Here is an 11384-nt window from a genome sequence, read left to right as displayed (position 1 = left end):
GAATTCTCCTTAGTTGGTCGCGGTCATCTCACCCGGCAGCGCTGCGCTGGCCGTCTGGCCTGCGCCACTCTGTGGCGCAGACTGCAGCGGATGGGCATCAAAGTATTTACGCAGACCGTTATAAATCGCTTCGGCAATTTGCTGCTGATAGCTGTCGCTTCCCAGCAGACGCTCTTCACCGTTGTTACTGATAAAGCCCGTCTCTACAAGGATGGACGGGATATCTGGCGAGCGCAGAACGCCGAGGCTGGCATGTTCAGGACGACGCTTATGCAGCACGCCAATACTTTGCAGTTGGTTCAATACGTTAGTGGCGACATCATACCCGACGCGCTGAGAATGACCGAATTGTAAATCCAGCACCGCCTGGCTGAGATACGGGTCTGACTGGCTGTTTGCCAGCACATCGCCCGCGCCGCCCAACAGTTCGGACTGCTTCTCATGCTCTTCCAGCCAGTTGGCCATTTCGCTGTTGGCGCGACGGTTCGAGAGTACCCATACCGAGGCGCCGGTCGCGTTACGGTTTGGCGCAGCATCCGCGTGGATGGAGACCAGGAAGTTCGCATTCTGCTTACGAGCGACATCCGAACGCCCCATCACCGAAATGAAGTAATCCCCGTCGCGGGTCAACACGCCTTTGAACATAGGGTCGTCGTTGAGCAGCGCACGTAGCTTACGGGCAATGGCGATGGTGACATTTTTCTCTTGCGTCCCACCCGGGCCAATCGCACCCGGGTCCTGTCCACCGTGACCGGCATCAATGGCGATAATCACTTTGTCACCGCTGGTCGCAGCACGGCGCGTACTCACCGCCGGACGGGTCACCGTATTGCTGCTGGTTGCCGCAGTGATGCGATCGTTCTGCGATTTAAACGGATTACGCGCGGGTTCAGCAGGACGCGGCGTATACACCGGTTCTTCCACGCGTTTGGCAACGACAGGCGGCGGTGGAGGCGGCGGCGGGACATCGGCATTGATGGTAAAGACCACCGTATAGTTCGCCCCGTTTTGCTGCTTCACCGCCTTCGTTTTGCCCTTTTCGGTCAGATCGACCACCAGGCGTAACGACTGGCTATCCTGCGGCGTACCAGAACGGATACTTTTCACCAGGTTGTTGCCGCTGAACTGCAGCGGGAGTCCCTGGATCACGCCTGTCTGTTTGATATCCAGCGCCACGCTGTGGCTGTCTGGCTGTGAAAACGCATACTCAGGATCGCCCATAAAGCTGAACGTGATCCGGGCCTGGCTTTCGCCGTTCGATACCTGAATATCTGAAAGATTTGCCGCCTCGGCCTGCGCGCACAGCAGCACGGTGGCAGCCAACAACCAACCTTTAACGCGATTTATCATCCCGTCATCCCTACGCTTAACCGGCCAGACGCGCCAGTAAGGAACTGCCTGATGAGGAAACAGCACTGATGCGTGCCTCACGCCCTTGAGCCTGGTAATCTAAGTGAATTTCGACATCCGGGTCAGGCAGCACACCCGCACCTTGTTGCGGCCACTCCACCAGGCAAATGGCGTCGTTGGCAAAATAATCACGGATCCCCATAAATTCCAGCTCCTCAGGATCCGCAAGGCGGTATAAATCGAAGTGGTACACCATGAGATTTTCAAGGGTGTACGGTTCTACCAGCGTGTAGGTTGGGCTTTTCACATTCCCGTTATGCCCTAACGCCTGCAAAAAACCCCGGCTGAAGGTGGTTTTACCCGCCCCTAAATCACCATACAGATAAATGACGGTTGCCCCCTGACAGGCCTGCGCCACGCGCTTGCCGAGTTCTAAAGTGGCTTGTTCATCAGGTAAAGGAATCGCTCGATTAGTCATTTTCTACGTCAATCACATCCGGGTTAACAACACGCCGCAGCGTGCAAAAGAGATCGGTGGCCAGCATACCGCGTGTACCGTAACGCGCAGCCAGTTTATCCGCCGCAACGCCGTGAGCCACGCAGCCCGCACAGGCTGCATCATAAAGGGGAAGTTTCTGTCCAAGCAATGCGCCGATGATGCCGGAAAGCACATCGCCCATGCCGCCGCTCGCCATGCCCGCATTTCCGGCATCAATAATGCCCTGCGTCTCGTCACAGGCGACAACGGTTCCCGCCCCTTTTAAAACGGCAACACCTCCGTAACGTTTTACCAGACGCTGAGCAGAAAGTAAGCGATCGCTTTCAATTTCTGCCACGCTGCAGTTAAGCAGCCGCGCGGCTTCGCCGGGGTGTGGCGTCAGAATGCGATTGTGACGCTTATCCGGGTTTATTGCCAGAAGGTTAAGCGCGTCGGCATCCCACAGCATCGGTTTACGAAAATTCTCGACCTTTTGCAGAGCCTGTTTACCCCACGCCTGCTGTCCAAGCCCGGGACCGATCACCACCACATCCGCCCATTCGAGGCTTTCCTCTAACGTCTGAAGCGTAAGCTCATGGACCATCAACTCCGGTCGGGCAGTGATGATTGGCGCAATATTCTCAATGCGAGTGAGCACTCGCACTAATCCGGCGCCGCTGCGCAGGGCTGCTTCACCGGTCATGCGAATCGCACCTGCCGTACCGTGGTCGCCGCCCACAATGACCAGCCTGCCGTGATCGCCCTTATGGGAGGTCGACCGGCGCGGCGGGAGCCACGCTGGGAGCTGCGAGGCGTCAAAGCGTGACAGTTTCGTTTCCTGCCCGGCGAGCCAGCTCTCCAGTCCCAGCGCACTGTGGTGCAGCACGCCGACGACATCCCGCGCTTTGCCGGTCAGTAACCCCGGCTTGAGGGCGATGAAGGTCACCGTATGTGCCGCCTGAATCACCGCCCCCGGCGTCGCGCCGGTTTGTGCCATCAGGCCAGAGGGAATATCCAGGGCGACTACCGGCGCGGAATGTCTGTTAGCGTGTTCAATAAGCGCGGCAACGTTTTCGCGCGGCGCGCTGCGCAGCCCGGTGCCCAGCAGCCCGTCAACAATCAGATCAACATCCTCTGGCCAGACGATATCAGGCGCATGAATCACACCGCCTGCGTTCAGCCATGCCTCCCGCGCCGCGCTGGCCTCTTCCGGCAGCGGTTTATCACTTTCGAGAGCCAGCAAGGTCACGCGGAGACCCGCAGCCACCGCGAGACGGGCAACGACGTAGCCATCACCGCCGTTGTTGCCGTGCCCGCACAGAATCAGCCAGTGAGCGGCCTGGGGGAAGGCGCTTCGGGCTACGTCAAACGCCGCCTCACCCGCGCGCAGCATCAGTTCATACAGGGTAATCCCGAGGCTATCTGCGGCCTCTTTTTCGGCGCGCCGGAGGTCATCCGCATGCCAGATGGAATGTGGTATACTTGCGGGGTTTTTCTTCACCGTATGGTCCGTCATGTCACAGCCCCTCGATCTCAATGAATTAGCGCAAAAAATAAAACAGTGGGGTGCTGAGCTTGGCTTCCAGAAGGTGGGCATTACCGATACCGACCTTTCTGCCAGCGAGCCGAAACTGCAGGCCTGGCTGGACAAACAATACCACGGCGAAATGGAGTGGATGGCGCGTCATGGCATGATGCGCGCCCGTCCACACGAGCTTTTGCCGGGCACATTACGCGTCATCAGCGTGCGCATGAATTATCTGCCCGCCAACGCGGCCTTTGCGCGCACGCTAAAAGACCCCTCGCTGGGTTACGTTAGCCGGTACGCCCTGGGACGTGATTACCATAAGCTTCTGCGTAACCGTTTAAAAAAACTCGGGGAAACTATTCAGCAGCACTGTGTTTCGCTGAATTTTAGACCCTTTGTCGATTCCGCGCCTATTCTTGAGCGTCCGATCGCCGAAAAAGCAGGGCTTGGCTGGACAGGTAAGCACTCACTTATCCTTAGCCGCGACGCCGGATCGTTCTTCTTCCTCGGTGAACTGCTGATCGATTTACCGTTGCCGGTAGACGGCCCGGTAGAGGAAGGCTGTGGCCGCTGCGTGGCCTGTATGACCATCTGCCCTACCGGCGCCATCGTTGAGCCCTACACCGTTGATGCGCGCCGCTGTATCTCCTACCTGACTATCGAACTGGAAGGAGCCATTCCAGAGGAATTCCGACCGCTTATCGGCAACCGCATCTACGGCTGCGATGATTGCCAGCTCATCTGCCCATGGAACCGCTATTCGCAGCTTACTGACGAAGAGGATTTCAACCCGCGTAAGGCGCTCCATGCCCCGCCGCTCATTGAGCTGTTCGCCTGGTCCGAGGCCTGGTTCCTGAAAGTGACAGAGGGTTCGGCTATTCGCCGTATCGGCCATCTGCGCTGGCTGCGAAATGTCGCCGTCGCGCTGGGGAATGCCCCGTGGGATGAAGCCAATATTCGGGCGCTTGAAAGCCGTCGAGGTGAGCACCCACTTCTTGATGAACACATAGAATGGGCGATTGCGCAGCAGATAGAGAAGCGTAATGCCTGCGTGGTCGAGGTGCAGCTACCGAAGAAACAGCGTCTGGTGAGGGTGATTGAGAAAGGGCTTCCGAGGGATGCCTGAACTATTCACAGCCTGTGAATAAAATTACAAACTCAAGCGCCATCTGGGCTGGAGATGAGGTCAAGTGATCTCAATAACATTTTGAAATCAAATTTTATACTGAAAATACAGTGTGTTATGAAGATATTATTCACCCTGCTAAGTTTTAACCCTGTTTCGGTTAAGCGCAGTTTCTGTGGATAACTCTGTTCACAAGAGTATTTCAGAGACAATAGAAAACGTCCCCAGCGACGCTTTTCGCTGTGGATATTTTAGAGATGAAGAAGAATTTGGAGCGGGAAACGAGACTCGAACTCGCGACCCCGACCTTGGCAAGGTCGTGCTCTACCAACTGAGCTATTCCCGCTTGGGTGGTCCGTGCTGTGGAAGCACTTTCAAATTTTGGAGCGGGAAACGAGACTCGAACTCGCGACCCCGACCTTGGCAAGGTCGTGCTCTACCAACTGAGCTATTCCCGCTTGGGCAGTCTGTGCTGTGGAAGCACTTTCAAATTTTGGAGCGGGAAACGAGACTCGAACTCGCGACCCCGACCTTGGCAAGGTCGTGCTCTACCAACTGAGCTATTCCCGCAAATCTGTACTGCTTTTGTTGCTGTCGTAACGTGTAATTCTCTGTCGTTACGGGAGGCGCATTATACGAGAAATCCTTTTAGCTGCAACCCCCCTTAAAGCGATTTTTTCGAAATTCAGTTCAAATGCTTATTTAATGGGCAAGCTGAACAATTTAACGACAAAAAACCGGCCACGCAAGGCGCCGGATCTCAAAATCACAGCTTAATAAAGTTTTCGCGGTAGTAGGAAAGCTCCGCCACGGACTCTCGGATATCGTCCATCGCCTGATGCGTCCCCTGCTTTTTAAAGCCGTCGAGGATTTCAGGCTTCCAGCGACGCGCCAGCTCTTTCAACGTGCTGACATCCAGATAGCGGTAGTGGAAGTAAGACTCCAGCTCCGGCATGTACTTAAACAGGAAACGACGATCCTGACCGATACTATTCCCACAGATAGGCGATTTGCCCGCCGGAACCCACTTTTTCAGGAACTCAAGCGTCGCCAGCTCCGCCTCACGGTCACCCATGGTGCTCGCCTTCACGCGCTCCACCAGACCACTGCCGGTGTGGGTACGCACGTTCCACTCATCCATCAACGCCAGCTGGTCATCGGACTGATGCACCGCTATCGTTGGCCCTTCCGCCAGGATATTCAGGTTGGCGTCCGTCACCAGGGTTGCAATTTCAATGATGCGATCGCGCTCGGGATCCAGCCCGGTCATTTCGAGATCGATCCAAATCAGGTTGTTTTCATCCGCGCTCATGTTATTTTCCACCCTTCTCGCATAACCGGCAGTAGCAGGTTAACTAGTATTAATTAGAGTGTATCATAGAGGTTTTGCCCCCTACGGGCGACCAGGAGCCAGTGCGATTGAGTAAAAATAAACTCTCCAAAGGGCAGCAGCGCCGCGTGAATGCCAATCACCAGCGCCGTCTTAAAACCACTGCGGAGAAGGTCGATTACGACGACAACCTGTTTGGCGACCCAACGGAAGGCGTAGTCATCAGCCGTTTCGGTATGCACGCTGACGTGGAATCCGCCGATGGAGCGATTCACCGCTGCAACATCCGCCGGACCATTCGTTCTCTGGTGACCGGCGACCGCGTCGTCTGGCGGCCGGGGAAAGAGGCGGCGGAAGGCGTGACGGTAAAAGGTATCGTTGAAGCGGTCCATGAGCGCACGTCCGTGTTAACCCGTCCCGATTTCTACGACGGGGTCAAACCGATCGCCGCCAACATTAACCAGATTGTTATCGTATCGGCGATTTTGCCCGAATTGTCGCTCAATATTATCGACCGATACCTCGTCGCCTGCGAAACGCTGCAGGTTGAGCCGATTATCGTGCTGAACAAAATCGATCTGCTGGACGACGACGGAATGGCCTTCGTCAATGAGCAGATGGATATCTATCGCAAGATTGGCTACCGCGTCCTGATGGTCTCCAGCTACACCAAAGATGGCCTGAAACCGCTGGAAGAGGCGCTTACCGATCGCATCAGCATCTTTGCGGGCCAGTCCGGCGTGGGCAAATCGAGCCTGCTGAACAACCTGCTTGGCCTGCAACAAGAGATCCTCACCAACGATGTCTCTGATGTCTCGGGCCTGGGCCAGCACACCACCACCGCGTCACGCCTGTATCACTTCCCGCATGGGGGCGATGTCATCGACTCCCCGGGCGTGCGAGAGTTCGGTTTATGGCACCTGGAGCCGGAACAAATCTTTAACGGATTTGTCGAATTCCATGATTATTTAGGCGCTTGCAAGTACCGCGACTGTAAACACGATAACGACCCAGGCTGCGCTATCCGTGAAGCGGTTGAGAAAGGCGAAATTGCGGAGACCCGCTTCGAGAATTACCACCGTATTCTTGAGAGCATGGATCAGGTAAAAACGCGTAAAAACTTTTCTGATTCTGATAACTGACAACTAAGCTAAGCATCGCTAAAATCGTCCCCTTTTTTCAGGTTCCGGCGGCTTAACGCCGGATCAGGAACGACAAAACAATGGCCTGGAGGCTACCTTGTTAAACGCATTTAAACTTTCGCTTCAATACATTCTGCCAAAACTGTGGCTCACTCGCCTGGCGGGCTGGGGCGCGAGCAAACGCGCAGGCTGGCTGACCAAACTGGTCATCGACCTTTTCGTAAAATATTACAAGGTCGATATGAAAGAGGCGCAGAAGCCGGATACCGCCAGCTACCGCACCTTCAACGAATTCTTCGTGCGCCCGCTGCGTGACGACGTGCGCCCGGTGAACACCGACCCTAACGTCCTGGTGATGCCTGCAGACGGCGTGATCAGCCAGTTGGGTAACATCGAAGACGACAAAATTCTGCAGGCGAAGGGCCATAACTACAGCCTGGAAGCGCTGCTGGCGGGTAACTACCTGATGGCGGATCTGTTCCGCAACGGTACCTTTGCCACCACCTATCTGTCACCGCGCGACTACCACCGCGTGCACATGCCGTGTAACGGCATCCTGCGTGAAATGATTTACGTCCCGGGCGATCTGTTCTCCGTGAACCACCTCACCGCGCAGAACGTGCCAAACCTGTTTGCCCGTAACGAGCGCGTCATCTGCCTGTTTGATACTGAATTCGGCCCTATGGCACAGATTCTGGTCGGTGCGACCATCGTCGGCAGCATCGAAACCGTCTGGGCTGGCACCATTACCCCACCGCGCGAAGGCGTGATCAAACGCTGGACCTGGCCTGCCGGTGAAGCGGAAGGCTCTGTGGCCCTGCTGAAAGGCCAGGAGATGGGTCGCTTTAAGCTGGGCTCCACCGTGATCAACCTGTTTGCGCCGGGCAAAGTGAAGCTGGCTGAACAGCTTGAAAGCCTGTCGGTGACAAAGCTGGGCCAGCCGCTGGCGGTCTCTACTGAAACCTTCGTGACGCCAGAGGCAGAACCGGCTCCGCTGTCACAAGAAGAGATCCAGGCCGAGCACGACGCCAGCCCGCTGGTTGACGACAAAAAAGACGAAGGCTAACAACAGAAGGATCGCTGACGTGCGCCCGATTATCGTTCTACTGATGGCCTGGTGCCTCAGCATGGGGGCGTACGCAGCGACAGCCCCCGACGCCAAACAGATAACCCAGGAACTGGAGCAGGCAAAAGCGGCCAAACCCGCTCAGCCAGAGACCGTCGAGTCGCTCCAGTCCGCACTGAACGCGCTTGAGGAGCGGAAAGGCTCTCTTGAGCGCGCTCAGCAGTATCAGCAGGTTATCGACAACTTCCCCAAACTCTCGCAGACGCTGCGCGCGCAGCTCAATAATTTGCGTGACGAACCGCGCGATGTGCCCGCAGGGATGACCTCCGACGCACTGAACCAGGAGATCCTGCAGGTCAGCAGCCAGCTTCTGGAAAAGAGCCGCCTAGCTCAGCAGGAGCAGGAGCGAGCGCGCGAAATTGCCGACTCTCTCAGCCAGCTTCCGCAGCAGCAAACCGACGCCCGTCGCCAGCTTAATGAAGTTGAGCGCCGCGTGGGTACGCAAAACGGCAACACGCCGCAGGCACAGGCCCAAAATCTGGGCCTGCAGGCAGAATCGGCTCGCCTGAAGGCCCTTGTCGATGAGCTTGAGCTGGCGCAGCTTTCCGCCAATAACCGCCAGGAGCTGTCGCGGATGCGCTCAGAACTCGCTCAGAAGCAGAGCGAGCAACTGGACGCGTATCTTCAGGCCCTGCGCAACCAGCTCAACAGCCAGCGCCAGCGTGAAGCGGAGCGCGCGCTGGAAAGTACCGAGCTGCTGGCAGAAAACAGCGATAACCTGCCTGCCGGCATCGTCCAGCAGTTTAAGGTCAACCGTGAGCTTTCGGCCGCGCTGAACCAACAGGCGCAGCGTATGGATCTGGTGGCCTCGCAGCAGCGTCAGGCCACCAATCAAACCCTTCAGGTTCGCCAGGCGCTTAACACCCTGCGCGAGCAGTCCCAGTGGCTCGGATCGTCAAACCTGCTGGGCGAAGCGCTGCGCGCCCAGGTCGCGCGGCTGCCGGAAATGCCCAAGCCGCAGCAGCTGGATACCGAAATGGCCCAGCTGCGCGTTCAGCGGCTGCATTTTGAAGATCTTCTCAACAAACAGCCGCAAATCCGCCAGATCCGTCAGGCTGACGGACAGCCTCTGACCAGCGAGCAAAACCGCATTCTTGAAGCCCAGATGCGTACCCAGCGTGAACTGCTGAACTCTCTGCTCCAGGGCGGGGATACGCTGATTCTGGAGCTGACCAAGCTAAAAGTGTCCAACAGCCAGCTGGAAGATGCGCTGAAAGAGGTGAACGAGGCGACGCACCGTTATCTCTTCTGGACGTCCGACGTGCGTCCGATGACCTTCTCGTGGCCAATTGAGATTGTCCAGGATCTGCGCCGTCTGATTTCGCTGGATACCTTCAGCCAGCTGGGACAGGCAAGCGTAATGATGCTCACCAGCAAAGAGACCATTTTCCCGCTGCTGGGGGCGTTGATTCTGGTGGGCTTCAGCATTTACTCGCGCAGACATTTCACCCGCTTCCTCGAGCGTTCCAGCTCCCGGGTGGGGAAGGTTACCCAGGATCACTTCTGGCTGACGTTGCGCACCGTATTCTGGTCGATTCTTGTCGCCTCCCCGCTGCCGGTGCTGTGGATGACGCTGGGCTATGGCCTGCGGGAAGCCTGGCCCTATCCGCTCGCGGTAGCGATTGGCGATGGCGTCACCGCCACGGTACCGCTGCTGTGGGTGGTGATGATTTGCGCCACCTTTGCGCGACCCAATGGCCTGTTTATCGCCCACTTTGGCTGGCCGCGTAATCGCGTGGCGCGCGCCATGCGTTACTATCTGATGAGCATCGGGCTGATTGTGCCGCTGATTATGGCGCTGATCATGTTCGATAATCTCAACGACCGCGAATTCTCAGGCTCGCTGGGCCGCCTCTGCTTTATGCTGATATGTGGAGCGCTGGCCATCGTCACGCTCAGCCTGAAACGCGCGGGTATCCCGCTCTATCTGGATAAAACCGGCAGCGGCGACAACATGTTCAACCGGCTGCTCTGGAACCTGCTGCTCAGCGCACCGTTGATTGCGATGCTGGCAGCCGCGGTGGGTTACCTGGCGACGTCGCAAGCGCTGTTGGCTCGTCTGGAAACCTCGGTGGCCATCTGGTTCCTGCTGCTGGTGGTATATCACGTGATCCGCCGCTGGATGCTGATTCAGCGCCGCCGTCTGGCGTTTGATCGTGCCAAGCATCGCCGGGCGGAGATCCTCGCCCAGCGCGCGCGGGGTGAGGAAGAGCCAAACCACGTCAACAGTACGGAAGGCACGACGGAGGCGGATGAGGTCGAGCTGGATCTGGATGCCATCAGTACCCAGTCCCTGCGTCTGGTTCGCTCCATTCTGATGCTGATTGCCCTCCTGTCGGTCATCTTCCTGTGGTCGGAGATCCACTCCGCATTTGGCTTCCTGGAGAACATCTCGCTGTGGGATGTGACCTCCACGGTGCAGGGCGTTGAAAGCCTGGAGCCGATCACTCTAGGGGCAGTGCTGATTGCCATTCTGGTGCTTATCATCACCACCCAGCTGGTGCGCAACTTCCCGGCGCTGCTGGAGCTGGCGCTGCTGCAGCATCTGGATTTAACGCCGGGTACGGGCTATGCGATCACGACCATTACCAAGTATCTGATCATGCTGTTTGGTGGACTGGTTGGCTTCTCGATGATCGGCATTGAGTGGTCGAAGCTCCAGTGGCTCGTCGCAGCGCTCGGCGTCGGGTTAGGTTTTGGTTTACAGGAGATCTTCGCCAACTTCATTTCTGGCCTGATCATACTGTTCGAAAAACCGATCCGTATTGGCGATACCGTCACGATCCGCGATCTGACCGGCAGCATCACGAAGATCAACACCCGTGCGACGACGATCAGCGACTGGGATCGGAAAGAGATCATCGTGCCAAACAAGGCGTTTATTACCGAGCAGTTCATCAACTGGTCGCTGTCAGACTCCGTTACCCGTGTGGTGCTGACGGTACCGGCCCCGTCGGACGCTAACAGCGAAGAGGTCACCCAGATCCTCTACACCGCCGCGGAGCGCTGCTCGCTGGTGATCGACAACCCGGCGCCGGAAGTCTTCCTTGTGGATTTACAGCAGGGGATTCAGATTTTCGAGCTGCGTATCTACGCCGCCGAAATGGGCCACCGTATGCCGCTGCGCCATGAGATCCACCAGCTGATTCTGGCGGGCTTCCGCGAGCACGGTATTGATATGCCGTTCCCACCGTTCCAGATGCGTCTGGAAAGCCTGGACGGGCGTAAAACGGGAAGAACGCTGACGTCAGCGGCGCGTACGCGCCCGGCGGGCAGTCTGTAACGCGTCTCCCCTCCCTTTCGG

The 11384-nt window shown here is 57.2% G+C and carries 8 protein-coding genes and 3 tRNA genes; 4 read left to right on the top strand and 7 right to left on the bottom strand.

What is annotated here, in order from left to right; all coding sequences use genetic code 11:
- Positions 1–9: 9 nt before the first annotated feature.
- The 3 genes from amiB to nnr are packed head-to-tail and all read right to left on the bottom strand — an operon-like array spanning position 10 to position 3344.
- Entirely contained in the window at positions 10–1350 is a 1341-nt protein-coding gene (gene amiB, locus BFG58_RS15200; RefSeq protein WP_069720059.1) for an N-acetylmuramoyl-L-alanine amidase AmiB, read from the bottom strand.
- A 16-nt stretch (positions 1351–1366) separates the two neighbouring features.
- Positions 1367–1828 (bottom strand): tRNA (adenosine(37)-N6)-threonylcarbamoyltransferase complex ATPase subunit type 1 TsaE, encoded by a 462-nt coding sequence (tsaE, locus tag BFG58_RS15195; protein ID WP_013095283.1) that lies wholly within the window; start codon positions 1826–1828, stop codon positions 1367–1369.
- Positions 1821–3344 (bottom strand): bifunctional ADP-dependent NAD(P)H-hydrate dehydratase/NAD(P)H-hydrate epimerase, encoded by a 1524-nt coding sequence (nnr, locus tag BFG58_RS15190; RefSeq protein WP_069720058.1) that lies wholly within the window; start codon positions 3342–3344, stop codon positions 1821–1823. The genes tsaE and nnr overlap by 8 nt, the downstream gene beginning before the upstream one ends.
- On the opposite strand from nnr, the gene queG reads away from it, so the two are divergent.
- Positions 3343–4482 (top strand): tRNA epoxyqueuosine(34) reductase QueG, encoded by a 1140-nt coding sequence (gene queG, locus BFG58_RS15185; protein ID WP_069720057.1) that lies wholly within the window; start codon positions 3343–3345, stop codon positions 4480–4482. The two genes, nnr and queG, sit on opposite strands and share 2 nt — an antisense overlap.
- A 270-nt stretch (positions 4483–4752) precedes the next feature.
- Here queG and BFG58_RS15180 read toward each other — a convergent pair.
- The 4 genes from BFG58_RS15180 to orn all read right to left on the bottom strand — a co-directional run bounded on the left by BFG58_RS15180 (position 4753) and on the right by orn (position 5794).
- Positions 4753–4828, bottom strand: a tRNA-Gly gene (locus BFG58_RS15180).
- 36 nt (positions 4829–4864) lie between these two features.
- Positions 4865–4940, bottom strand: a tRNA-Gly gene (locus tag BFG58_RS15175).
- Between the two features lie 36 nt (positions 4941–4976).
- Positions 4977–5052: transfer RNA gene (locus tag BFG58_RS15170), tRNA-Gly, on the bottom strand.
- A 196-nt stretch (positions 5053–5248) separates the two neighbouring features.
- Positions 5249–5794: an oligoribonuclease gene (gene orn, locus BFG58_RS15165; protein WP_045909541.1), complete on the bottom strand. Its 546-nt coding sequence runs from the start codon at positions 5792–5794 to the stop codon at positions 5249–5251.
- Between the two features lie 107 nt (positions 5795–5901).
- Between orn and rsgA the strand changes: the two genes are divergently transcribed.
- The 3 genes from rsgA to mscM all read left to right on the top strand — a co-directional run bounded on the left by rsgA (position 5902) and on the right by mscM (position 11363).
- The gene (gene rsgA / locus BFG58_RS15160) at positions 5902–6954 is read left to right on the top strand and encodes a small ribosomal subunit biogenesis GTPase RsgA (RefSeq protein WP_008502927.1); all 1053 of its coding nucleotides are present in this window, start codon (positions 5902–5904) and stop codon (positions 6952–6954) included.
- 97 nt (positions 6955–7051) lie between these two features.
- A complete protein-coding gene (gene asd, locus BFG58_RS15155) occupies positions 7052–8020 on the top strand; it encodes an archaetidylserine decarboxylase (protein ID WP_023293460.1) in 969 nt (322 codons plus the stop codon).
- A 19-nt stretch (positions 8021–8039) separates the two neighbouring features.
- The gene (gene mscM / locus BFG58_RS15150) at positions 8040–11363 is read left to right on the top strand and encodes a miniconductance mechanosensitive channel MscM (RefSeq protein WP_045909543.1); all 3324 of its coding nucleotides are present in this window, start codon (positions 8040–8042) and stop codon (positions 11361–11363) included.
- Positions 11364–11384 lie beyond the last annotated feature (21 nt).

Origin of the sequence: Enterobacter sp. ku-bf2, assembly GCF_001742765.1 — a bacterium.
Taxonomy (GTDB): Bacteria; Pseudomonadota; Gammaproteobacteria; order Enterobacterales; family Enterobacteriaceae; genus Enterobacter; species Enterobacter quasiroggenkampii.
This window is presented reverse-complemented; position numbering and strand designations above follow the sequence as displayed.